This is a genomic window from Alishewanella aestuarii B11 (genome assembly GCF_000280055.1).
Lineage (GTDB): Bacteria > Pseudomonadota > Gammaproteobacteria > Enterobacterales > Alteromonadaceae > Alishewanella > Alishewanella aestuarii.
The window spans coordinates 142,065-166,025 of sequence record NZ_ALAB01000001.1 but is presented as its reverse complement, the minus strand read 5'-3'; the positions used below and the strand labels follow the sequence as shown (position 1 = coordinate 166,025).

The window sequence follows — 23,961 nt, the reverse complement described above, 5'->3', positions numbered from 1 at the left end:
GTGCCACCTTTACTCGCAAAATTGGTGGCACGTCATAAGTGTAGGCGAATTTCCTGCTATCTCCAGCCGGTAGCCAAAAAAGCGGCTACCGCGGTTTGTTGAGCCTAGTGCAAAATATCGCCAACGCCTATCTCGCCAATATGCATCAGGCGGTACGCTTGGCACGGCGGGGCCTGGCGGCACGTCGCCTTGTTACCGCATAACCCTTTTGGGCTAGCCCCTGAAAGGACTGCGGCTGTGCGGCGACGTCCTGTAGCAAGCCGGTAAGTTCCTGCTGTAGCGGCTGCATAAAATCACGGTATGCCAGTCGTTTTTCAGCTATGGCTTCTAACTGCGCTTCCCATTGCGCGGTCATATCGGGTAATACCAGCCGCGGCGGCAAGCAACCAATAAACTGCCGACCCACCGCAGTAGCACGGATCTCTTTACCCTGCTTTTGTAAAAACCGGCGCTTGAATAACAGCTCGATAATGCCAGCGCGGGTCGCTTCAGTACCCAGACCATCTGTATCCCGCAGGATTTTTTTTAATTCCGGGTCTTGCACATAACGGGCAATACCGGTCATGGCCGCCAGCAAGGTGGCATCAGTAAAGGCTTTGGGCGCGCTGGTTTGTTTCTCGTCCAGCTTGCCGGTAACACATTGCAGGACGTCACCGGGCTTTACGTCGGGTAATGGTCTGGCCGCATAATCTGAGTTGGACTGACTATCCTTGCCGGCGCTGATGCCGCCGGATAACAGCTGCTTCCAGCCCTCGGCAATGACCGACTTTTGCCTGGCAACAAAGAGCCCGCCTGCGACTTCACTATCGATTTGATGTTCGACATACTGAAAAGAGGCGTAAAACTGCATTAAGTACTGTCTGGCAATCAGTTCGTATAGCTGCTGCTCCTCGCGGCTTAAGCGGCTGGCATCGATACTGGTCGAGGTTGGGATAATGGCATGGTGCGCCCCGACCTGGGCGTCATTCCAGGCTTTGCTATGTAAACTCAGATCAGCAGTCGTCACCGCACTGGCCAGATTTACTGCCGTTTTCGCGATGGCCTGACTCACGCTATGACAGTCTGCAAAATGTCCTGTTGGCAAATAGCGGCAATCTGAACGAGGGTAGGTGATCAGCTTATGCCGCTCGTACAGTTGCTGACAGAGATCCAGCGTACGTTGAGCACTGAGGTTGAAACGCTTGGCTGCATCGATCTGCAGTGCCGATAAGCTGTATGGCAGCGGTGGTGCTTGCTTTTTCGGCTCGCGGCTCACTGCTTTCACAACAGCGGCCTGGCCGCTGACTTTCTGTACTACGGTTTCGGCCAGTTTTTTCAGCATTACCCGGCCCTCTTCGTCCTGATAAGGTGCGCAGGCAGCACTGGGCTGCCATTTGGCCTGAAATTGCTGCTGTTGTGCCGTTTGCAGCGTAACCCACACCTCATAAAAGGGCTTACTGACAAAGTTTTCGATCTCAAGGTCTCGCTGCACCACTAAACCCAGTACCGGAGTTTGCACCCGACCAATCGATAACACTCCCTTATAACCGGCATCCTGACCCAAAAGTGTACATAAACGCGTCATATTAATGCCGTACAGCCAATCGGCTCTGGCGCGGGCCAGTGCCGAGGTCGCCAGTGGGATAAAGTCACTATTTGGCCGTAAATCCTGTAGCACCTTTTTAATGGCTGCCGGGTTCATATCATTAATCAGGCAGCGCCGGGTAGCGGCCAGTTTCGCCTGGCTGACACCGGCATAGTGGATCACTTCATCGACCAAGATCTGTCCCACCCGATCCGGATCCCCCATATTCACCAGTTGTGTTGCCTGCTTGATCAGCTGCTTTACTACCTGAAATTGCTTACTGGTCTGGCGTTTTACCTGTTGCTGCCATTGCTGGGGAATAATGGGCAAATGCGCTTTGCGCCAGCTTTTATATTCCGGCGCGTACTGCTCTGGTTCGGCTAATTCCAATAAGTGACCAATGCACCAGGTCACCACATCACCGGTAGCAACTTTGATAAAGCCGTCACCCGACTGGTGCGGCTTGGGCAAAACAGCGGCCACGGCACGGCCGACACTGGGCTTTTCCGCGATATATAGGATCATCAGGCACAACAACTGTATAAATAATCAGTTAATTTAGCGGTAAAATTTAGCTTTGGCAAAGTGTATCGCGCAAACCAAGGTTTTACCCCCTAATACCTTCGGGCTATTCCGCTGCTTTTTTACACGCTTTCAGCGCGCAAAATAATGCAGGTTAAAAAAATAATTTATTAAAGATCAATATGATGAATTAAATCCCCAGCTAACACCTTGCGCTGTGCAAATTTTGTGCATTTAGCCTTTGCGCAAGGCTCTGCCATTCCTTAAGCTTTCATTCCGGGCAGCGCATAGCGAACACGCCCATCGGTTGGTAAAAGGTAAAGAATCATGTCGCAATATACTGATGTTAAGAAGATCTGTGATGATTTAGAGAGCTCTGGCAAGGCGGTGTCTCTGGATTACTTGCTGTCTAAAGTATCAGATGCTCAGGCTACCGTGGTGTCGCACTATAAAAAGTGGCGCACCGAGCAGGTGCAACAGCGACAGCAGGACGCTGCGAATTCACCGTCTGTGTTCAGCGAAGACTTTATGGCAGCCTTTCAGCGGGAAGCCCTGAAGCAAACGCAATGGCAAACCGACCAGTTAAATAAACAGTTAACCGAAGCACTGCAGGCCGAAGTTAAAGCGGTGGAGCAGGTGCAACTGTTGCAACAAAATTTACGCCAGGCAGAGCAGCGTAAATCTGAACTGGAACAAGCACTGGCTAACCAGCAACAGCAGCTGGCATTGCAAGCTGATAATTTTGCCAATGTCAGCTTTGAGCGTGACCAGTTACAGCTGGAGCAGCAACAACTGCAACAGCAGTTAACCACCCAACAGCAGGCGCTGGAGCAGGCGCAACGGCAATTAGCCAATGCCGAAGCAGAAGCCGAACTTAATCAGCAGCAACTGCAACAATATCAACAGCAGTTGCAGAAGCAACAACAGCAACTGGAAGACACCACGCAAGAGTTACAGCAGCTGGAGCAAAACTATCAGTCAGCACTAACCCGGCTGCAGCAGTTGCAACAGCTGCAGGATGAAACCGCCGCTTATCAACAACAGCTGACGGCTAATGCTGCCCAACTCGCTGCGCTGCAACAGCAACTGCAACTGGCAGAGCAGGAAGCCGACGCAAAGCAACAGCAATTAACGCAGTTACAGGCGCAATGGCAGCAAGAACTGGCGGCGCAACAACAGCGCTTTGATAGCCTGAACGATGAGCATGAGCAACTGCGCAAGCGCAGCACCGAGCAGCAACGCCAGTACTTCGAAGCGAAGAAGCAGATCCATCAACAGTTGGCCGAGTACGCCGATCAGTGTGCTGAACTGACTGCCGAACGCGATGCAGTACTGGAGCAATTGGCTGGTCGCGGCCAGAATGGCGCAGCAGAGTTAACCCAGCAACTGCAGCAATTACGGCAACAAAATCAGCAGTTGCAGCAAGAATTGCAGCAACGTACCACCGCAGATACATCTGCGGATGCCGAAGTGGCACTGCTGCGCGAACAACTGGCCAGCCTGCAACAACAGCATCAGGCTGCTGTGGCAGAACAGACTGCACAGCAGGCCACGCAAACAGAGGCGTTACAGCAGGCGCAGGCACAGCTTGCCGAGCTGCAACAGCAACAGGCTGCGGCAGCTACCGTTGATACAACCCCGTTAGATAGTCTGATCGCCGAACGCGATGAAGCCATCGCAGCTGCGGCCCGTCAAGCCGATCAGGTGGCGGAGCTAACTCAGGAGCTGGCTCAGTTAAAAGCGATGCTAAACGCACCGGCAACCGAGAACTCTGACAACGTGGAACAATTAAGAGCCACTATCGCGCTGTTAAAACATCAGAGTGCCCTGACGGCGAATCATCAGGCAGAGCAACGTGAAATCATTAAACAGCTGCGGGAAGAGCTGCAGCAGCAACGCGACCAGGCCTCGCAGATCCAGGCTGAGCGTTATCAGTGGTCGAAGCAAAAGCTGCAATTAGAAGAACAGGTTAATTTTGTGAAATCGAATTCCGCGGCCACTATCGAACGGCTAACCCGTTACCGCGAACAAGCGCAGGAGCGGATTGAGCAGTTGGAACGCAAATTACAGGAATGTTGTTAAGTTGGCAGTAGTTTTACTGCCCTTTGCAAGCCGCAGCCGGCGCAGCTAATAACTGCTCCGGCGTGGAGGCAAAGCGCAGCAGCGCTTGACGGCTAGCCTCACTCAGCTGCGGGTTTTCTAGTTTAAGCAGTTGCCGTTGCTCACAGCGCAACTGGTCAATAATGGCGCCATAATGGCGGCGAAAATGCCGCTGCACCACGCCATCGGCATGAGCCTGCTCCAGGCCTTTTTGTAAACGCTCGGCCAGCTGCGGAAAACTCTGCGACACAAAGATCATCGACAGCTGCGGATAATGTAATAATAAGCGCCGCTCAGCTACCAGACCCGTTGCATGTTCACTTTGCAAATCGCGCGCTAATTCATCCGCACTACGGGCAAAACAATCGAAGCGCTGTTGACGCACCATTTCAAATAACAACGAATATAAGGGGTTGGTGACAACCGTCAGGTTGTTATGCCGCAACACCGCCACGTCCGGCCAGTGGGTGCCTTGTCCGATTGTCAGATCGGCCTTTTGCCAGTCCTGTAACGTCTTAACCGGATCAAACTTATACTGCTGTCCGTTATTGATAATGCAGATCCGATAACCCAATAACCCCTGGCTTAATGGAAAATACACCGGTAGCAGATCGCGTTCGCGTTCCGGCGAAGGCGCAAACACTACCAGATGCAACAGCTTGCCGTCTTTTAACAGTTGCTCGGCTCGACCCTGCACCATCTCACCGCTGAAGGTCAGGGTAGCGGGCCCGTAGTCTGCTTCGGTGACCTTTAGCGCATACTCAATCAATTCGCGGTGCGGTGAAGTTTCCAGATAATCGGCAGCAATAATTGGTGTAGCCGCACCTACCGCCGGGAGCTGCAAAGCCAGCCAACCGCCCAGTAATAATCCGGAGCAAGCTAAACGCATAGGGTTCCTTCCTCTTAACACTGAGTCCGTTACTGACAGTAACACTCAGTATGCTTAAACCACAACTCCGACTTTATCAGAGCATATTCCAAGCGAATGATATAGGTAATATTACTCTTGGTTAAAGTTGGACAAACTGTATTTCAGTTGCTGCATATGCAGCAACTGCTAAGGAGCCAGGTACCGCTGCTGATTTTAAATGAGGGCGATAGTATTAGGCTGTAACAGTATCGGGTGCGAGTGTCCAATCTTCCAGACGGTGCCGCACCCGGATAATATAAATGTCGGTATCTGCTGTTACCTGATAAATAATAAGATGTGAGCCAACCGGGTGTAGATGTACCGGTGGGCTAATTTCTGTTCTAATTGGCGCCGCCAACGGATTCGCGGCTAAAAAATCGAATGTTGCGGCTAATTGGTTGTGATAACGCCTGGCTTGCTGCTCACCAAACTGTGTTGCACCACTAATGAAGATATTAATAATATCCTCTTCAGCCAGCTTACTTAGCTGATAGGCCATATTAAGCGCCCATTCGGGCCATAGCTTCTGCGGCTAACTGCACCATAGTCCGCTCTCCAGTACCGCTGGCAAGCCCTTCGGTAACCCGCTGTTGTAACTGGGCAATTTTTGCTGCTTGTTCCTGATCGCGCCGAATTAAATCTCTAACATAATCACTGGCGTTACTATAACGGCCATCCTTTGCTTGCAATTCAACCCATTGCTTCATGCTGTCAGGTAAAGACACATTCATCGTTGCCATTTATCTACTCCCGTGACTATCGAGGCTTATTAGCACAAAAGAGAGTATGGCAAACTTTGCCAATAAATCAAAATATAACTGGCCCCGGTGTTAATTTAAATTAACTAAAGCATTGCGCCTGCAACAGGCTTGTATGCAGGCGCAACTCATTTTCTATAACCTACTTCACGAAACCGGCTTTAACCGCGCTTTTGCCGCTAGCTTTTCGCCTAATTTGCCAGTTACCGCCCACACAATTAGCGCACCCCAGGCGATCACAGAAAAGCCTGCTGGTACATTTAGCAGCGCAATTTTTCCAAGATGGCGGCGGTTAAACAGCAGCGCTAGCAGACTGGGTAGAAACCATACCGCGAAGAAAAATAGACCAAATAACACCAGAAATACCCAATCGGCCTCTTGCCAGGTGTTACTGAACGTTGCGATCCACTGATTTAACATATCCATGACTTAGCCCTCTTGTTGAATTTTTTGTAACGTTGCGTCGATCACGATGGCAATCAGCCACATGGCGACAAAAAAGATGCCGAATGACACCAGCTCATTGCTATTACTTTGATACCAGGCTGGACTAATTTGCGTTAAACACTGTTGTAGTATTTCCATGATTTTTCCTTAGCTAGTAACATTAATTGTTTAGAGAAGGTGGTTAAAATTCAAACTGGCTTAGCGAGCTCAGTTGCGCCTTTAGCGCCTCGACCTGCATTAGGTTTCCCTGCTGCACCACAGTATGTAGGGTGTTAAGGGCATGCAGATCCGTAATTGGGTTAGCGGCTAACACAATAAAATCGGCGACATAACCTGCTTTTAGTTGCCCGTGATCGGTTAGCCCCAGATGATGCGCCCCACCACTGGTTGCCAGCTGTAATACCTGCCAGTTGCTTAAGCCGGCAGCTTTCGTCAATTCCAGTTCCCGCAAATAAAATGGGCCACTGGCAGTGCTGTCAGTACCTATCGCCAGCGGCACACCGGCGTCGTACAGACGTTTAAACAGTGCTTGTACTTTCGGTAATTGCTGCTGCGCCGCAGCAAAGTCTGCTGTGCTCCAGTCATAGCTGGGGGCAGCCATTAGCGCGCGCCAACGCTGGCGCATTTGAGGATGAAATACCCACATGGCGTCTTCTGGATAAATAGCATCAAGTTCTCGGGCAAAATAAAACAGCTCATTGACCACCATAGTTAAGTCGATACGCGTTTGCTGTTTTACTAAGGTAGTAATCAAACGCCGCATGGGCTCACTGTCGTAGTCCACATGCTGGAACCAACTATAAATAAAACGTTGGTTATAGTGGTTTTTACGCTCGGCTTGATAAGCTGCTTTGGCGGCGCCAGTTAACAGCTCAGCACTGGTGGGGAGGGCATGAGTTAAAATATCAATCCCTAAATCAGCAGCATATTGCCAGCTAACACTGTCCAAGTGTGCGATGGTTTTAAGCCGGGCCTCACGTGCTAAGCGCACGCCTAAAGCAACTTCATCTGCGGTCAAACCGGTATATAATTTAATGTAATCCACCCCCAAGGCTTGCTGTTTAGCAATTTCAGCCCGCCAACTGGCTTCATCCGTTGGGTAAATGGCTCCTCCGAAGATGGGCGTAGGTTCAAACACGTATCCGGCATAATGCAATTTCGGACCAAGCCATTGCCCTGCCTGCTGTTGCTGCACGTAATCAGCATTGGCCTGCGGATCCCCGGCGGGACTAAAGGCAGTAGTGACACCTGTCGCTAAGGTACTAATGGCGTGATAGCGGGTTACTTCACTATGACCTGCCATCGTTAGCACGGGTGCGCCGTCGCGCATTTCAACGCGGTGGGGCCCTGCCGTTAGATGTAAATGCACATCAATTAATCCCGGCAGTACATACTGTTGCTGTAAATCAATTTGTTTACTGGCGGCAGGCAAACTGGCAGCTTTTGCTTGGCCCATTTTCACAATACGGCCGTCTTGTACTAATAACCAGCCGTTAGTTAATTGCTGCTCAGTAGCTGGATTTATTAAGGTGGCATTATGATATAGCACGCTTTCGGACGCAGACACTGAGGGTAGTGCTGTAACAACTAAAGGCATGACCAAGGTCAGTATCCAAGGTTTGAATGTTACGGTGTTCATCTTTAATAGCTCCAACATGAATTGGGGATAATTACGGTGTTTGCTGTAGAAGTCGTAACCATGTTGTGAACCGTTACATCTTTTTTTTAATTTTTTTATCTAACACTTTTGCCATTGCGGCAGACTATACCTAAGCGTTCAGAGAACTATCTGTAAATAACTTGGCTTTAAATAACTAAGCAGGGCGCTGAGCAATAATAAGAACGCTATAAAAATACAACAGAGAACATCGCGAGGTTTGTTTGAGATTTTTTAAGCACAGTGCCAATACGCCAGAGCAGTTTTTACTGCAGCTCTGGCAACAAAATCAGGGTGCTATTAGCCGTACCCTGTTGGCTTCAGAGGCCGATCCGGCAGCGCGCCAGGATTTAAAGCAAGATATTTTTCTGGCGCTGCATCAATCAGCAGCCCGTATCCAAGCGGCAGAAATGCCACGGGCCTATTTATTTCGCATTGTGCATAACGTTACGGTGGATCATATTGCCCGCGCCAGCCGCCAACAATGGCGTAGCTTAGAAGAGGAAGATCAACAGCATTTTGTGCAAGATTGTCCCTCTACGGATGTTGATGAACAGCAACAAAGTCAGCAACTCATGCACGCCGTACGACGCTTATCGCCGGCTAATCGGCAAGTTATTTTGCTGGCAATGGAAGATTTAGATGCCCCAGAGATTGCAGAAATCCTGCAGATCAATCAGGGCACAGTGAGAGTGCGCTTAAACCGTGCTAAAACAGAACTATTGGAGTTAATGCAAAATGGCAGATAACGTTGATTTTGCTGCGCTAGCAAAAAGCTGGCAACAACAAGCGACACCGCAGGAGCAAGCGCCCAGCGCTGAAGATTTAGCCAAAGCCAATCAGCGACAAAAGCGGCAACGATTGCTTATGTATGGCGAATGGTGTTGCGCTTTGGTAATGATGATAGCGGCTTATCTATTCCTAAGGGATATGCAAGGTTGGCTGGGTTATCTTACCGCAAGTTTTTTGCTTATCGGAGCGATAGCAACCCTCTGCGTAAGCTGGAAAGTACATAAACCTATACTGGCTTATGATAATTGGAGCAGCAATGGCCTACTGCAATTTCGGCTGCGCAGTTGTAAGTTAAGCCTGCAATATTATCGATATAACCAGCTTTCCTTTGCAGCCCTTATCATATTTAGTATCTTGTTGTGGCTAGGCAATTGGTGGCAACCGGGCGCTATTGCCCCAAAGGTACTGCAGTTGTATGGCCTGGTGATTTCACCGCTGTCAGTGCTGGGCATTTACTGGCTACAACGAAAAATACAGCAAAAGACCTTGGAGCTGGCGCGCTTAAGCACCCTTGCAACGGACTTTCAGCACGTTGAATAGCATACGTACAGACAACGCTACTCAGGCTATAACAGCAGCCAACCCAATAATACGCTGCCGGCAAACACCGGTAGCGACCAATAGTGGAACTCACGCCATAAACCGGGTTGTTTGCTAAGCCGCAATGCAATCAGGTTGGCCAGCGAACCTATAGCCAGCCCGAAGCCTCCGACACTGACGCCCCAGCTTAAGGCGCGCCAGTCGTCGGTAAAATGCTGCAAAAAAATCGCTGCCGGCACATTGGAAATCAACTGCGACATCAAAGCAGCTCCGGTATAACTGCCTCCAGGCAAAGCCAGCAACTGGGTCGCCAGCTGTTGCATCAGCGGCAGCTGTGCTAACAACCCGAGATCAATAAACATCAGGCTAAACACCACTAATAATAACCAGTCAATACCGCTGACTACGCTGCGCTTGAACAGTAAAAACGCTAATAGCACCAGCAAGGCGGCCTGAGGCGCCAACTGATGTTCCATCGCCAGAATAAATAACGGATAGCCAAGCAGTGACCAGCCAAATAAGCGCCGGTTGTCCAGGCTGGCCTGATGCGGCACTGTTACCGTTAAGTGGCGGGCGCTGAATGCCGGATAGCTGAGTAGCAGGATCAGCGCCAGCAAACTCAGGGCCAGCGGCGCCATCAGTAGTGTAAACTGCCAGAAGCTGTAGCCGGATGCCTGCCACAGCAGCAGATTCTGCGGATTGCCAATCGGGGTTAAGGCCGAGCCGGCATTCACCGCCAGCGCCAGAAAAATAATCAACCGCCCGGTCGCAATCCCAGTTAACCGTCCCAGACTTAAGGTAATGGGGACCAGAATAAAGAGCGCGACATCATTAGTGACAATGGCCGCCAGCAGCGCAGCAAACAGCAGCAGTACGGCCGCCAGCAAACGCTCAACATGACACAGTGCCACCAGCCAGCCGGCAAAACGGGCCAGATAACCGCTTTCCTCGAGCGCTCTACTCAATAACATTAAACCGGCCAGCGCCGAAACCGTTTGCCAGTCGATTAACACCAGCACGCCGCCAGCAGTGGTTGGTTTTAACCACAACAACAACGGCAGCAGGCCAAGCAGTGCCAGCAATAAGTAATCTTCAGTCAGGCGGGACAAAACCCGGCGCATTAATGGCATTTTCGGGGCGGTGCTTTAAGACAAAAGAGCACTAGTATAGGGCTTTAGCTAGTCGGTAACAGCAGTTGGTACAATAATACTTCTTCCTGCTGCCAGTTAATCACACCCTGATTGCGAAAACCTAACTTCGCCAGCAACCGCTTTGAGGCATCATTTTCCATGCTGACCACCGCATACAGTTGCGCCAGGTCTAACGCTACCGCCCACTGAACGGCGGCCTTAGCTGCCTCTAGTGCATAGCCCTGGCCGGTATAGTCCGGCAACAAGGCATAGCCGAGATCAGGAGCATCCAGCGTCTCACGCTGAATTAAGCCACAAATCCCGATCAACTGGCCGCCTTGTTGCAACTCGATAGCGCGTAAACCAAAACCATACTGCTGGTAGCTGGCTAAGGGGCCGGCCGTCAAATAGGCGGCCGCCTCGGCTTCTGAGCGTACCCCGCGATCGCCGATGTTGCGGATAAAACTATTGTCGTTTAACAGCTGCAGCATAAAGGGGGCATCGGCCAGGGTCAGCGGCCGCATAATTAAACGGTGGGTATAAATCACGGTGCGTCCTCGGTTAGCCGCTTAACTGCGGCTGCTGCGCCTGATTAAGCACAATAGTATAGTTTGCCCGCGCCGGCAATTGCTGATAACTCAGCTGCGTCAGACGCTGAAATGGCAACATAAAACGTGCTAACTGCTCAGTCGTCATTCCGGTACCGCGTTGTTGCCAGAGCTGTTGCTCCTGTTTAGCGCGCCAGCGGCAAACACTGTCCCAATCCGGCGCTTTAAGCCAAATCAGCGGCTGCAACAAATCAAAGTAGGGTTGATAGCTTGCCGCCAATTGCTGGTTGACATAACGGCGCCAGGCACCGCTGCTATCTTCGGTGGCCTCCAGTTGATTCACTGGCGATACCAACCCGGATTCTGCTTCTGCCGCCAACCCCAAACACCAGCCTTCGACAATCAATAGATCCAGCTGTGCAGCAGGCCGGTCTGGCAAAGAATCATCCAGGGCTTTATCAAACCGCGGTAAGGCGACGGCTGCACCGGCCAGTACCTGTCTGGCATCACTGAGCGCCCGTCCGATATCGTGCGTACCCGGTACGCCACGCTGCGCCAGTAACGGATGCACAGTACCAGCTAGCTGCTGTCGCGCCTGGCGTGTCAGATAGTAGTCATCCAATGAGACCGCAGCACAGCCTATACCCTGCGCCAGCAACTCAGTAACCAGCAAGCTGGCCAGGGTGCTTTTGCCAGTGCCCTGGGCACCTGTGATGCCAATAACGGCTGGCGTGCTGTGCGCCCGCAGTTGCCGGCTGAGCATGCTTAATATTGCTTGATAGTTTGAAAGTGCAGCTCGATCTATCGGGGTGAGTTCGAGCTGTCTGAGAGTGGATCGCGCCAACATATCGCAGCACCTACGGCAGTCGGGGGACTGACTGCCGCAATAGTTTTACCGGCGGTTTTGACGGCGGACCAGAGCCAGCGGTAACAGCAGTAATACTAACCAGTGCATACTGCCAGAGCTTTTCTTCTCTTCTTCCTCTTCGGGTGGTAATACTGAAGCTTCATTCGGGGCAGGTGATAAACCGGCAGCCGTATTCGGGCGGGCATCGACAATCACGACACTTTCAATCATCACCAGATTATCGGTTGTCACCGTTTTACCGGCCGCGGCATCCGCTGCCGTGTAATCGCGCAGCGGGATGCTGGTCGCGGCACCGCCCATATTAAAGCGTTTTAACTTGGCAATTTCATCCAGAATTTCCAATCCTTGCTCTGAGATCTGACCAAACACAGTGAAACCACCGTTTTGTGCATCTAACTGAGCATTACCGGCATGGTTGTCTTTCAAATTAAAAAACCACTGACTGGTGGCACTGTCTGGCTGGCCGTCCAGTTTGGCCATGGCAATAGTGCCACGACGGTTGGACCACTTTTTCTCGTTCTTCACCGCGGCAAAGGTAGGAATAGCCTTTAATGGCAATTCACCGGGATAGTACAGACCACCACCCTGCACCACAAAGTCAGGCACCATACGATGGATCACCGAATTGTTATAGCGTTCCTGTTCGACATATTTTAAAAAATTCGCTACCGTTTCCGGCGTGGTTTCATCGAACAAGTTGACCTCAAAGGTGCCTAACGAGGTTTTAAATTGTACTATGGTCGCTTGTGTGTAAAAGGGCAGCAGACTACTCACTAAAAGTGCCGCACCGGCAAACATCTTGGTAAATTGCATTGTTGTATCCGTTTCTGAGCCAGAGCACCAAGCATACTGCAAATCGCCCTCTTGAAGCCAGCCAAAAAACCGCCAATATCATGGCCAGCAGCTCCTAACAGCAGGATAGAGTCAATTGCGAATTGGCATGAGCTAACTAAATGCTTTAAGGTAAAGCACATCTATCCAGCGATAAGCGAGCCCCCTATGCTAAATACTGCGGCTAAACCCTTTGTAAAACTGGTCGAACGCTATCTGCCCGACCCCTATATTTTTGTGTTGCTGTTAACCCTGGTGGTGTTTGCTGCCGCCATGTTGTTTGAACAACAAAGCCCGCTGGCGGTTGTGACGCAGTGGGGCGATGGATTTTGGGGCCTGCTCAGCTTCTCGATGCAGATGTTGCTGGTGCTGGTAGCAGGTTATATGCTGGCCAGTACGCCACTGGTCACCGGCTTACTGAATCATCTGGCCGCGCTGGCGAAAAGTCCGGGCCAGGCCATTATACTGGTGACACTGATTTCACTACTGGCCAGCTGGTTGAACTGGGGCTTTGGTTTGGTGGTGGGCGCCTTATTTGCCAAAGCTCTGGCACGACAGATTCAGGTCGATTACCGCTTGCTGGTAGCCAGTGCCTATTCTGGCTTTATTGTCTGGCATGGCGGCCTAGCCGGCTCAGTGCCGCTGACCATTGCCACACCGGGGCACTTTAGCGAAAACCTGATTGGTCTGATTCCAACGACTGACACCATCTTTGCCAGTTTTAATCTGCTGCTGCTTGCGATCCTGTTTATCGCGGTGCCGTTGGTTAACCGCTTAATGCTACCCAAAGCCGCTGACAGCATCTATGTCGACCCGGCTAAATTGCAGGATCAACCGGCACCGGCCGGCAGTAATGAGCGGCCGGCCGATAAACTGGAAAACAGTATGCTGCTGGCATTGTTAGTGGGATTTGCCGGTATCGCCTATCTGGTGCAGTATTTTGTCAAAGGCGGCAGTTTAAACCTGAATATCGTCAACTATTTGTTTATCTTTCTGGCGATAGTGCTACACGGCACGCCGCGGCGGTTACTGCACAGCCTGCAACAGGCGATCCAGGGCGGTGCCGGTATTGTGATCCAATTCCCGTTTTATGCCGGCATTATGGCAGTAATGATTCAATCCGGGCTGGCGCAGAGTATGTCGGAGTGGTTTGTCAGTTTCGCCAGTGCGCAAAGTTTACCGTTCTGGAGTTTTATCAGTGCCGGTATCGTCAATATCTTTGTGCCGTCCGGTGGCGGCCAATGGGCGGTGCAGGCACCGGTAATGCTGCCTGCGGCATTAGAGCTGGGCGCCGATGTCAATCGGGTCGCGATGGCCGTGGCCTGGGGTGATGCCTGGACCAATATGATTCAGCCATTTTGGGCGCTGCCTGTATTGGCAATTGCCGGGTTAAAAGCGAAGGACATTATGGGCTTTTGTCTGCTGCAGCTACTAATCAGTGGTGTCATTATCAGTCTGGTGCTGACCTTCGCCTGATTAAAGCTTCGCGCCTGAACTACAGAGCCAACAGTCAACGGCTGCTGGCTCTGCGCGCTTTAATCTTCAGTTTTAAATAGACAGTGCTTGGCGAAATCTTTCGCTTCGTTGGCGGTCCAGTCGCCTTTCGGCTTGGCTTCCATGGCTTTACACCACTTTTTTGATCCAACTTCCGGGGCGCAACCCGCTAACAACAGACCAGTTAACGCCACTAATGCCAATACCTTTTTCATGTTTTCCTCCTAATATGGGCCACTGCCACTGTTCTATCATAACGAACTTTCATTCATAACCGAAGCCCGGCCAGAGCGACTGACAAAACCCTGATTTTAAAGCGTAACAAGTAAGATAAAACGCGGCATTCAGCTTTTTTACCCCGAATAGAAAAGTGCTGAAACTAGCACAAAATGTCTATTTCCGTTTAAGTTAAAAATAAGTATGCTGAGCATCCATTTTTGTGAAAAACCAGAGGAAGACATGGCAAATTACAATGAAGTAAAAGCAGCCTGTGAACAATTACAACAAAGCGGTCAGCCGATCACTCTGGAACGCCTTATTAAACAGATCGGTGGCAGCCGCACCAGCATTATGGTGCACTTTGATCAGTGGTGTAGTAAAAATAATTATCAACCCCCTGCCGATCATGAGGACAAAGCCGCGAAAGGTGGCCTGGGCCTGAGCGCACTCTCTTCGCTGTCAGAAAAAGTACCGGGTTCTTTATCAAAATTATTACAACTTGGGAAACGCCAGCAGGTTGAGAAAGATCAGCCAGAACAGCATAGCGGCGCAGATAGCAACACAGAAGACCCACAATTGCAGCAAGCGCTGCATGAGCTGGCGACAGAGGAGCAAACTCCAACCGTTGCTGAGGTAACGGCTGCGGTAACCGAAACACCCGAAGAGACAGCTCATGAGCCAGAAACTGTTAGTCTGAACAATACAGCAACAGAGCCTGCAGCGATGCTGGCGGCAGAATCAGCGCCAACTGTTATAGCTGCGCCAATGCCGGTAACAGAGCTTAATGCCGAGCAACTGGCCGAGCACGAACAACAGTATGCGGAATTGCAACAGCAGCTCAATCAGCTAAGACAGCAAATTCAGGAACAAAATGCTGACAACAGTGACCTGCATCAACAATTTACTGATGCACAAAAGTTAGCAACCCAACGCCAGAAAGCACTGAATGAGTTACAGCAAAACCTGAATCAGCACCAGGCCGATATCAGTCAATTAAAACAACAGTTGCATCAGCTGGAACAACAGAAAACCACGGCTCATGAGGCCGCCAGAGCGGCAACTGAGCAACTGGAGATCCTGACCCAGAAGTTTGACAGCCTGCAGCTTGCCTATAATGAGCTGCACTCCTCATCCAGCTCAAAACAATCTGAGCATGTAACGCAACTGGAGCAACGGCTGGAGCAGATGCAACAGGAGTTGTCGCAGCAGAAACAACAGGTTGCCTTGCTGGAGCAGCAATTACAAAAGGCCGAGCAGGCCTATGACAATCAGCAGAAAAAGCTGCAACAGGAACAGGAAGACGCGGCAAAACAACTGGCAGCCTTTAACCAGGCGCAGGCACAACTGGCCGAGCAGGAGCAGCAACTGGTTAAACTGCAGCAGGCTCAGGAACATTATCTTGAACAGCTGAAAGAAGCGAAAGAAGTGATAGAGGAGCAGGCCGAGCAAATCGCCAACCAAACCCGGCAACTGGAGTCACTGACTGCGCAATTGCCAGAAATGCGCTCTGAACATGAATTCGCCGCGCAAGAGCAGGAATTACAGCGGCTGCGTGCCCAGTTACAGGTGTTTGAAAGCAAACTGGCACATTTACGTGATGCTAACGTGATGCTGAAAGAGCAAAGCGAAGTGACGGCCGCCAATATGACCAGACAGCGCGAGACCATCAAACTGCAACGCGAAGAGACCAACCAACTGCGCGAAGCCCAGCAGCAAGCCTTACTGGAAAAAACTCAGCTGCAGCAACATGTGTTGAAACTGGAAGAGCAGCTAACCTTTGTCAAAGATAACAGCAGTTCGACCATTGAGCGTTTAACCTTCTCCAACAAACAGGCGCAGTTAAAAATTGCCGCCCTGGAGCAGCAACTCAAAAATGCCGGGGTAGAAGCCTAGTCCTGATCCAACTGGCGGCAGCGGTAGCTGCCGCCCATCATTGCTCGTGCGCCAGCAACCAGGCTTTTTTATCCAGCCCGCCGGCATAGCCGGTCAAAGTACCGTTAGCACCAATCACCCTGTGACAGGGTACAATAATCGCAAGCGGATTTTTACTGTTGGCCAGCCCGACGGCTCGCACGCCTTTAGGATTCGCAATGGCGATGGCGATATCACGGTAGCTGGCGGTGCGACCATATGGCACCCCGGTTAGGGCGCGCCAGACCTTTTGCTGAAAGGCGGTACCGGTTGCGGCCAGCGGTAAATCAAATTCGGTCAGCTCTTTGCCAAAATAGGCCGCCAGTTGCGTTTTGGCCGCCAGCACCAGCGGGTGCTCACTGCAAGGCTGTGTCGCCGCAGTACAAAAGCTGACAGCCGTCAGACCTTGCTCGTTAGCCGCAATTTCAATCAGTCCCAATGGACTGTGCAGATAGTTGTAATACATCTTCACTCTCCTATTCAGCCAGCGGCTGTTTTGCCAGCGACTGCCACAACTGCAGGGTTAAATAGCTACGCCAGGGCCGGCCACTCTCTGCAGTTAACGCCAGCTCAGTTTGCTGCAGAGCGTTCTTAATACCGGCATCACCAGCCAGCCAGATATCCGGATCGCCCAAACCGCGCATCCGGGCGTACTGGCAGGTCCAGGGACCAATACCTTTTAGCTGTTGCCAGCGGTCGATATTATCCGGCTCGGTATCATGCAGCATATGTTCACTAAAGCGACGCAAGGTATCCCGCCGCGCCTGTGGCATTTTCAAAAAACCTAATTCACTAGCCGCGATTGCTTGCGCAGTAGGAAAGAAACGCGGCGCCTCCACCATAGCAGCCGCCACGCCACAGGGTTCACCCAGCTGTTTTACCAGCGTATTTAATAGCTGCCGGGCGGCCTGCACGCTAACTTGCTGCCCTAGAATTGCCCGCACTCCGGCTTCAAATGGGCTCCATAAGCCGGGCAAGCGCAACCCTTGGCAATAACCGGGTAAACAGGCTAACTGCGGGGCCAGATGCTGCTCGACCTGATTAATGTCCACATCCAGATCGAACAAGCGCCGGATCTGTTGCAATACGGCCGGCAATACCGGCCAGTGATCCAGCTCCAGCTGCAGCCGAAAACGGTGTAAATCGGGCTGATGATACAGCGTAAAATGGCCCTGAGCCTGCCGCAAAGTAAAGGTTCTGCCGTAATAATCATTGCCGGCCCATTCCATCCCCGATAGCAACCGGGCTTGCAGAAATTGCCGTAACTGCTGCCAGGCAAAAGGCGGGCGATAGGCTAAAAACAAGCTAATACCGCTTGTAGCTGGCAGCTCGCGCTTGCGAATTTCACCGGGGCTGAGTTTCAGGATCTGTTTACACTGCGCATTAAAACTGCGGATACTCTGAAAACCACTAGCCAGCGCCACGTCAGTCACCGGCAGAGCGGTACTTTGCAGCAATTGTTTCGCCAGCAGCAGTTGCTGCAATAACGCATAGCGCTTGGGTGACAGTCCCAACTGGCGGTTAAACAGTTGCCGTAAGTAACGCTCGGAGACACCCAGTCGTGCAGCCAGTGCCGGCATCGCACCCTGCTGCAAAGCGCCTTCGTCAATCAAGCGCAGTGCCCGCGTCAGGGTGCTGTTTGTGCCACGCCAGGCCGCGGATCCCGGTGCGCTGTCTGGCCGGCAACGCAAGCAGGGACGAAAACCGGCAGCAAGCGCCGCCACGGCAGAGGGGTAATACCGGACATGCTGCTCTTTGGGTGCCGGCGCCGGACAAATATTGCGGCAAAAAATCCCGGTACTGGTTACCGCAACAAAGAAGCGGCCATCAAAGCGTGCATCACGCGCTAAGCGGGCCTGCTGGAAAATTTGCAGCTCTGTCTCAGAAAAAACCATAACCGGCTCCGGTAACGAATTGGCCTCAGTATAACCAGAAGCGGCCAAATAACTGGCAGTTTTCGGCACTGATTAGCTAGCGCGCAATAGCAAGCAACTTACTGCGGATAACCGGTGATCTCGCGGATTTTCTGATACAGCGGCTTTAACTGGCGGTACATTTTTAAATACACCTCGCGATACAGGCGTTGGTATTGCGCAGCCACGGCCGGCTCTGGTAAAAAACGCTGCGGGCTTTGACACATCGCCTGCTGCGCCTGCCTGAAATCCGCATAACGCTGTAACCCCACCATGGCAGTGATGGCAGCGCCCAGCGCTGAGGTTTCACTGGTATGCGGCCTTTCCACCGGTAAATTAAACACATTGGCAGTCAGTTGCAGAATCTGCTCACTTTGCGCGCCGCCTCCCGATACCCGCAGCCGCTGCATCTTTACGCCATTGCGACGCTCTAAACGCTCGCGGCCTTCGAGCAAGGCATAGGCCAAACCTTCAATCAGTGCCCGGTAGACATGCGCCCGCTGATGCACATCACCAAAGCCAATTAAGGCGCCCTTGGCTTCAGGCCCGGGCTCGCGGATGCCGGGTGACCAGTACGGTTGCAATATTAGCCCCATACTGCCGGGCGGCACGGCTTTGAGTAGTTCATCAAACAGTTGCTCTGGCGCGATGCCCAGCACCGCCGCCTCCTGCTGCTCCTGCAAACCAAACTGGGTTTTAAACCAACTTACCAGCCAGAAGCCACGGTAAATCATCACTTCAGTATTGTAGAAACCGGGTTGAGCCGCCGGGTAAGCGGGTAACCAGGGGCCGGGTTCTATATAGCGCCGATTGGCTGTGCTGATGGTGGCTGTAGTGCCATAGCTGATACAGCCGGTATCAGGCGTTAGGCCGCCAGAGCCCAAGACTTCGCAAGCCTTATCTGCCGCAGCAGCAAATAGCGGGATCCCGGCAGGCAGTCCCAACGCTTGCGCAGCGGTGCCGGTCAGCTTGCCCAATTCCGTGGCTGGGGGTTTTAATGGCGCCAACTGCGCTGGTTTTAACGATAACGCCTGCCACTTCCAGCTAAAACGGCTGGCCCAGCCCTGTTGTTGAAAGTCAAAGGGCAGGTAACCAACCTGAGCCGCACTGCAATCGACCAGCTCACCGGTCAGTTTTAAGGTCAGGTAACCGGAGAGTAAGACATAATGGGCGGTCTGTTGCCACAGTTGTGGCTGCTGCTCAGCGAGCCAGTTTGACGGCGCCCGGCGCTGAAAGCGCTCGACGATTGCGGTAATACCCATTAGCCAGAACAGACTGCGCCAGCTACCAAGCCGGGGTAACACTGTGGCCGTGCGCTGATCTAACCACAGCATCGCCGGGCGAAGCGGTTGGCGGTCTTTATCCAGACAAATCATGGCGCCGCGTTGGGTGGTAAGGGTGACTGCCGAAATGTCGCTGGCAGCGACCGGACTGCGCTGCCACAAATCGGCACAGGCTGCGCTTAAGGCTTGCCAATACGCACTAACCGGCAACTCCGCCATACCGGGCTCAGGTGAGTGATACGGCGGCATCGCTTGCTGACCTTTAGCGATAATATTGCCGCTGTCGTCGACAATAATGGCACGGACGCTTTGGGTACCAAAATCCAGCGCCAGGACATAACACGGAGTCTGCTGCATTGTTATTGTTATCAAAATGACCCGTCAGGTATCCGGTACTGTAGCCTAAAGCCAGCCGGTAACCAAGAGTACGCCGTTAGCAGCCGAGCCGATAAATTCTTACGAATGATATTGATAATGATTATCAATACTGTATTATTTGCAGCCATCTTAGTCAGGGCCCGGTAGTAGCAAACACTGCGGCCAAACTTTTATCAAGGAGACTGCATCAATGAAGTATTCGTTACTTGCCGCCAGCCTGTCGGCTGCGCTGATTGGTCAAGCGGCAGCCGCCGCCCCGGCTCCGGTAAGCCCGGAAGAGCAAGAAATTGAGGTGATCACGGTGAAAAGCCAACGCGGCCTGATTTCGTATGTCAGTGCCTCGGGCGCGAAATCGGATACACCTATTATCGAAACTCCGCTGTCAGTATCAGTGTTAACGGAAGAACGGATTACGGATCTCGGCGCCTTGACTGTGCAGGATGCCCTGGGGTATGTCGCGGGTTTGTATAACGGCCCTTATGGTTTAGATACCCGCGGTGATTGGGCGCAGATCCGCGGCGTATCACCGGTGCAGTATTTGGATGGCTTAAAGTCGCTGTTCGGTTTTTACAATAACGTCCGGATTGCGCCGTACGCTCTGTCACAAATTGAGATCCTAAAAGGTCCAAGCTCAGTGCTTTATGGTCAGGGATCGATTGGTGGTATTGTGAATCTGGTCAGTAAAAAACCAGAACCGGTACCCAGTGGTCAGTTGTGGCTGCAACTGGGTAACTATTCCCGGCAGCAACTGGCCGCTGATTGGACAGGCCCACTCAACAACGATGCAGCAGTTCAGGGGCGCCTGGTTGCACTTTGGCGTGACAGTGACACTCAAACCGACTTTGTACCGGATAACAGCAAAGTGCTGGCGCCTTCGGTCAGCTGGCAGCTCAGTGAAGCGACGAAACTGACGGTACTGCTAAACTGGCAGCAAAATGAATCTGGCTCTAGCACCCAGTTCTTCCCGCACAAAGGAACAATACTGGCCAATGAGTTTGGCCAGATCCCAAGTAACCGCTTTGTGTCTGAGCCTGGCTTTGACAAATATAATACTGAGCAGGTGGCACTAACCACTATCCTGGAACATGACCTATCGACCGACTGGCAACTGCGTTTTGCCAGCCGCTACAGCGATAGCCATGCTGACTATCGCACTATGTATGGTTGGCCACCAGTACTACAAGCCGACAACCGCAGTGTCAATCGGGTTGTGTATTTAAGTGACGCCACGGCCCGCGCCCTGACCAGCGATCTGCAATTACACGGCAAATTAGAAACCGGCCTGATCGAACACAATCTGGTGGTCGGTTTTGATTATCAAAACGCTTACACCGACAATGACTCCTACTACGCCGCAACCGGTGGCTTGCTGGATTTATATAACCCACAGTATGGTCAGGTTGCTAATTTGCCGACAACCGCAGATCTTGTCGATTATCCGTCCAGTAAAACCTATCAAAGCGGGCTTTATCTGCAAAATAATATGAAAATTGCCGAAAAGTGGCTGCTTTCTGCAGCGCTGCGCCGCGACAAAGCCACCACTAATCCCGAGCTAACCGCTGCCGCCAGTCAATATGCTACAACCGGCCGGCTCGGGTTAATGTACTTGTTCGAACACGGTATTTCGCCCTACATCAGTTACAGTGAGTCGTTCGAACCTTTACTGGGAACGGATGCCTTCGGTAAAGCCTTTGTGCCTAGAACCGCGGAACAAATTGAAGCAGGGGTCAAGTATCAGCCAAAAGGTACTGAACATTTGCTTACGGCCGCTGTGTTTGAGATCACCGAACAAAACCGCACTACCAGTCTGGCTGCCGGACAGTTAAATGATCCGGCACTGATTAATCCAAATGGTCAGATACAAAGCGGCGAGGCAACAGCAAAGGGTGTGGAGCTGGAAGCTCAACTGGCCTGGCGTGATCTGGATATTTATGCCAGCTATGCCTTTATTGACGCCTATGTCAGTCGCAGTAACCGGATTGGCGAGCAAGGCGCAACCCTGGCCGCGCAACCGGAGCAACTGGCCTCAATTTGGGCAACCTGGCGTCCGGCAGCACTTGATGGTTGGCAATTTGGTGCTGGCGTACGTTATGTTGGTGAAACGTCGGACGGTACCGCTTATGTGCAACAAAATGGTGTGGTGCTAAATCAACCCCTGACGACAGCGTCCTACACCCTATTTGATGCCATGCTGGGTTACAATTTCGGTCGTTATAGTGTCAGCCTGCAAGCACATAATTTAACTGATAAAACCGTTATCACTTCCTGCCTGGCCCGCGGCGACTGCTTCTATGGCCAACAGCGAACCCTGACCGCTAACTTACGTTACAACTTCTGATAAGAGGGACGCCACTGGCTCAGCAGTGGCGATCTTGCATCAAATACTAATTGATAATGATTTCTATTAGCGCTACGATTGCTTAAACTTCCTTGGATGTTCCTGTTATGGCAAAACTGACTAATCGATTCTGGTTTCAGTTACACGGCTGGTTTTCCTTACCCGTGTGGTTGATCTTTTGCTTTGTGTGCCTGACCGGCACCGTCGCCGTCTTTAGCCATGAACTAACCTGGCTGACCAACCCGGCAGCACGGGCCAGTAATCCGGATAACTTACCCGCCCGGCCGATACCAGAGCTGGTTGCCCGGGTGCAGCAACAATTCCCTACGGCAGATATCAGTACCGTAATGGTGTTCGAGCCCTATTTAGTGCATGTGGTGGCCTTTACCGATCACGATAAACCTTACGCGCTGGCTTACGTTAATCCGTACAGCGGAGAAATTCAGCAGGTAAATCAGGGACAAACCTTTATCGGGTTTATGCGTAGTTTGCATGGCTGGTTACTTTTTCCCTGGCAAAACGGCTACAGTGTTGGCTACTATCTGGTATCGGCCATGGCAATTGTGATGCTGGGCGCACTGATCACCGGGCTGATAGTTTACAAAAATTTCTGGCGCAGTTTTGTAAGACCCCAGCTGCGCTGGCGGCAAGGTAAAAAGACCTTACTCACTGATTTACACCGACTGGCGGGTGTCTGGTCTATCTGGTTTTTACTGCTGATGAGTGCAACAGGTTTGTGGTATTTAACACAAGCGGTGCTCTGGCACGCCGATATTGATATTGAACCGCATGCCCCCGTGGTGTCTGCTGCCACACTGCCAAACTCGGCAGATGCCCGCCGGCTGGATTTGGCAGCAGCCTTAGACATCGCGCAACAGCGCTTCCCGGACTTCCAGCCCAGTTATTTACTGTTACCGGAACACCAGCGTGGTATGTATACCCTGATGGGTGGTGGCGACCACATTTTTTATGACAAACTCGCTTACACCCTGAGTATTAACCCCTGGACGGGTGAAATCGCCAGCGAAAAATCCCCGGCCAATATGAACACCTGGCAAACCATTATGCATCTGGCAGATCCGCTTCATTACGGCACCCTGGCAGGACTGTGGACCAAAACACTGTGGTTTATCTTTGGCCTGTTGTTAACCGGCATGTCGATCACCGGCTTTTTGTTGTGGCATGGCCGTACCCAATACGCAATTCGCCGCAGTCGTCACACCACTGATTTGAGCGAGGCCGACTATGAGGCATCCTGATTCGTTCTGGCAACGTTATCGCTACTATCTTAGCGGTATCGTATTACTGTTTCCCCTTTGGTACTTTTATAAGGCGTTACATCCACAGTTTCCGGCACCCTGGCCAAGCCAGCAACTGGGGCCCTTTACCATTGCGCCGATGCCGCTTAATCTTAAGCCACCTTATATTCATCATGACCAATATCTGAAAGATTTTTATCTGGCATTCCAGCAGGGCGATGTGGCACAGATCCGTCAGGGCTATGTCAATCTTGGCCCCGAGGCGCTGCCGCTAGGGCAACTGCAACAAGCCGCCGACGGTATATTACATGGCAGCCGGCATGGTCAGCATGTTCATGCGATAGCGCCCGCGACTCTGGATGAGGGTGATAAATTGTGGTTAACCATTGAAACCTGGGAAGGCGAGATACTCATTGCCAGCTGGGAGTTACCGGTGGCGCTACTGACCACACCTTAGGCGGCTCAACCTGCCGGGTTGGGACGACAGGTTGAGTATAAT

Annotated in this window: 23 protein-coding genes; 8 read left to right on the top strand and 15 right to left on the bottom strand. The window is 51.8% G+C overall.

Annotated features, from left to right (window positions below):
* Positions 1-145 precede the first annotated feature (145 nt).
* Positions 146-2,089: a DNA topoisomerase III gene (locus tag AEST_RS00705; RefSeq protein ID WP_008606329.1), complete on the bottom strand. Its 1,944-nt coding sequence runs from the start codon at positions 2,087-2,089 to the stop codon at positions 146-148.
* A gap of 324 nt (positions 2,090-2,413) precedes the next feature.
* On the opposite strand from AEST_RS00705, the gene AEST_RS00700 reads away from it, so the two are divergent.
* Complete coding sequence (locus AEST_RS00700; protein WP_008606327.1) at positions 2,414-4,168, top strand: coiled-coil domain-containing protein; 1,755 nt, start codon at positions 2,414-2,416, stop codon at positions 4,166-4,168.
* 13 nt (positions 4,169-4,181) lie between these two features.
* On the opposite strand, the gene AEST_RS00695 is transcribed toward AEST_RS00700, so the two are convergent.
* From AEST_RS00695 to AEST_RS00675, 6 genes are all read right to left on the bottom strand, one after another.
* Complete coding sequence (locus AEST_RS00695) at positions 4,182-5,075, bottom strand: type 2 periplasmic-binding domain-containing protein (RefSeq protein WP_008606326.1); 894 nt, start codon at positions 5,073-5,075, stop codon at positions 4,182-4,184.
* Between the two features lie 214 nt (positions 5,076-5,289).
* Positions 5,290-5,595: a type II toxin-antitoxin system RelE/ParE family toxin gene (locus tag AEST_RS00690; protein ID WP_008606325.1), complete on the bottom strand. Its 306-nt coding sequence runs from the start codon at positions 5,593-5,595 to the stop codon at positions 5,290-5,292.
* Between the two features lies 1 nt (position 5,596).
* Positions 5,597-5,836 (bottom strand): type II toxin-antitoxin system ParD family antitoxin, encoded by a 240-nt coding sequence (locus AEST_RS00685; protein WP_008606322.1) that lies wholly within the window; start codon positions 5,834-5,836, stop codon positions 5,597-5,599.
* Positions 5,837-6,001: 165 nt separating this feature from the next.
* Positions 6,002-6,280, bottom strand: a complete 279-nt coding sequence (locus AEST_RS00680) for a superinfection immunity protein (protein ID WP_008606321.1) — start codon at positions 6,278-6,280, stop codon at positions 6,002-6,004.
* Between the two features lie 3 nt (positions 6,281-6,283).
* Positions 6,284-6,439 carry a hypothetical protein gene (locus tag AEST_RS17225; RefSeq protein ID WP_008606320.1) on the bottom strand — a complete coding sequence of 52 codons (156 nt, stop codon included), beginning with the start codon at positions 6,437-6,439 and terminating at the stop codon, positions 6,284-6,286.
* Between the two features lie 43 nt (positions 6,440-6,482).
* Complete coding sequence (locus AEST_RS00675; protein WP_008950430.1) at positions 6,483-7,940, bottom strand: amidohydrolase family protein; 1,458 nt, start codon at positions 7,938-7,940, stop codon at positions 6,483-6,485.
* A 242-nt stretch (positions 7,941-8,182) separates the two neighbouring features.
* On the opposite strand from AEST_RS00675, the gene AEST_RS00670 reads away from it, so the two are divergent.
* Positions 8,183-8,707 carry an RNA polymerase sigma factor gene (locus AEST_RS00670; protein ID WP_008606318.1) on the top strand — a complete coding sequence of 175 codons (525 nt, stop codon included), beginning with the start codon at positions 8,183-8,185 and terminating at the stop codon, positions 8,705-8,707.
* On the top strand, positions 8,697-9,290 hold the full coding sequence (locus AEST_RS00665; protein WP_008606317.1) for a hypothetical protein: 594 nt from the start codon (positions 8,697-8,699) through the stop codon (positions 9,288-9,290). Before AEST_RS00670 ends, AEST_RS00665 begins: the two co-directional genes overlap by 11 nt.
* 26 nt (positions 9,291-9,316) lie before the next feature.
* On the opposite strand, the gene AEST_RS00660 is transcribed toward AEST_RS00665, so the two are convergent.
* The 4 genes from AEST_RS00660 to AEST_RS00645 all read right to left on the bottom strand — a co-directional run bounded on the left by AEST_RS00660 (position 9,317) and on the right by AEST_RS00645 (position 12,649).
* Complete coding sequence (locus AEST_RS00660) at positions 9,317-10,411, bottom strand: SLC13 family permease (protein WP_238534520.1); 1,095 nt, start codon at positions 10,409-10,411, stop codon at positions 9,317-9,319.
* 53 nt (positions 10,412-10,464) lie between these two features.
* Positions 10,465-10,968, bottom strand: a complete 504-nt coding sequence (locus tag AEST_RS00655) for a GNAT family N-acetyltransferase (protein WP_008606313.1) — start codon at positions 10,966-10,968, stop codon at positions 10,465-10,467.
* A 13-nt stretch (positions 10,969-10,981) separates the two neighbouring features.
* A complete protein-coding gene (locus AEST_RS00650) occupies positions 10,982-11,731 on the bottom strand; it encodes a kinase (RefSeq protein ID WP_008606312.1) in 750 nt (249 codons plus the stop codon).
* Between the two features lie 129 nt (positions 11,732-11,860).
* Positions 11,861-12,649 carry a peptidylprolyl isomerase gene (locus AEST_RS00645; protein WP_008606310.1) on the bottom strand — a complete coding sequence of 263 codons (789 nt, stop codon included), beginning with the start codon at positions 12,647-12,649 and terminating at the stop codon, positions 11,861-11,863.
* Between the two features lie 186 nt (positions 12,650-12,835).
* Here AEST_RS00645 and AEST_RS00640 point away from each other — a divergent pair, with 186 nt between their 5' ends.
* Positions 12,836-14,143 (top strand): short-chain fatty acid transporter, encoded by a 1,308-nt coding sequence (locus AEST_RS00640; protein WP_008606309.1) that lies wholly within the window; start codon positions 12,836-12,838, stop codon positions 14,141-14,143.
* Between the two features lie 59 nt (positions 14,144-14,202).
* On the opposite strand, the gene AEST_RS16895 is transcribed toward AEST_RS00640, so the two are convergent.
* Positions 14,203-14,376: a DUF3012 domain-containing protein gene (locus tag AEST_RS16895; RefSeq protein ID WP_008606306.1), complete on the bottom strand. Its 174-nt coding sequence runs from the start codon at positions 14,374-14,376 to the stop codon at positions 14,203-14,205.
* 244 nt (positions 14,377-14,620) lie between these two features.
* Here AEST_RS16895 and AEST_RS00635 point away from each other — a divergent pair, with 244 nt between their 5' ends.
* Positions 14,621-16,273, top strand: coding sequence for a coiled-coil domain-containing protein (locus AEST_RS00635; RefSeq protein ID WP_008606305.1), 1,653 nt, complete (start codon positions 14,621-14,623; stop codon positions 16,271-16,273).
* A 37-nt stretch (positions 16,274-16,310) separates the two neighbouring features.
* Here the strand turns inward: AEST_RS00635 and AEST_RS00630 are convergent, their stop codons facing one another.
* From AEST_RS00630 to AEST_RS00620, 3 genes are read right to left on the bottom strand one after another with little or no spacing between them, the layout of a single operon-like run.
* A complete protein-coding gene (locus AEST_RS00630) occupies positions 16,311-16,757 on the bottom strand; it encodes a methylated-DNA--[protein]-cysteine S-methyltransferase (protein WP_008606304.1) in 447 nt (148 codons plus the stop codon).
* Between the two features lie 10 nt (positions 16,758-16,767).
* Entirely contained in the window at positions 16,768-18,255 is a 1,488-nt protein-coding gene (locus AEST_RS00625) for a DNA-3-methyladenine glycosylase 2 family protein (RefSeq protein ID WP_008606302.1), read from the bottom strand.
* 29 nt (positions 18,256-18,284) lie between these two features.
* A complete protein-coding gene (locus AEST_RS00620; RefSeq protein WP_008606301.1) occupies positions 18,285-19,844 on the bottom strand; it encodes an FGGY-family carbohydrate kinase in 1,560 nt (519 codons plus the stop codon).
* Positions 19,845-20,055: 211 nt separating this feature from the next.
* On the opposite strand from AEST_RS00620, the gene AEST_RS00615 reads away from it, so the two are divergent.
* From AEST_RS00615 to AEST_RS00605, 3 genes are all read left to right on the top strand, one after another.
* Entirely contained in the window at positions 20,056-22,203 is a 2,148-nt protein-coding gene (locus AEST_RS00615; protein WP_008606300.1) for a TonB-dependent siderophore receptor, read from the top strand.
* 107 nt (positions 22,204-22,310) lie between these two features.
* The gene (locus AEST_RS00610; protein WP_008606298.1) at positions 22,311-23,462 is read left to right on the top strand and encodes a PepSY-associated TM helix domain-containing protein; all 1,152 of its coding nucleotides are present in this window, start codon (positions 22,311-22,313) and stop codon (positions 23,460-23,462) included.
* On the top strand, positions 23,449-23,919 hold the full coding sequence (locus AEST_RS00605; protein WP_008606297.1) for a hypothetical protein: 471 nt from the start codon (positions 23,449-23,451) through the stop codon (positions 23,917-23,919). The genes AEST_RS00610 and AEST_RS00605 overlap by 14 nt, the downstream gene beginning before the upstream one ends.
* Positions 23,920-23,961 lie beyond the last annotated feature (42 nt).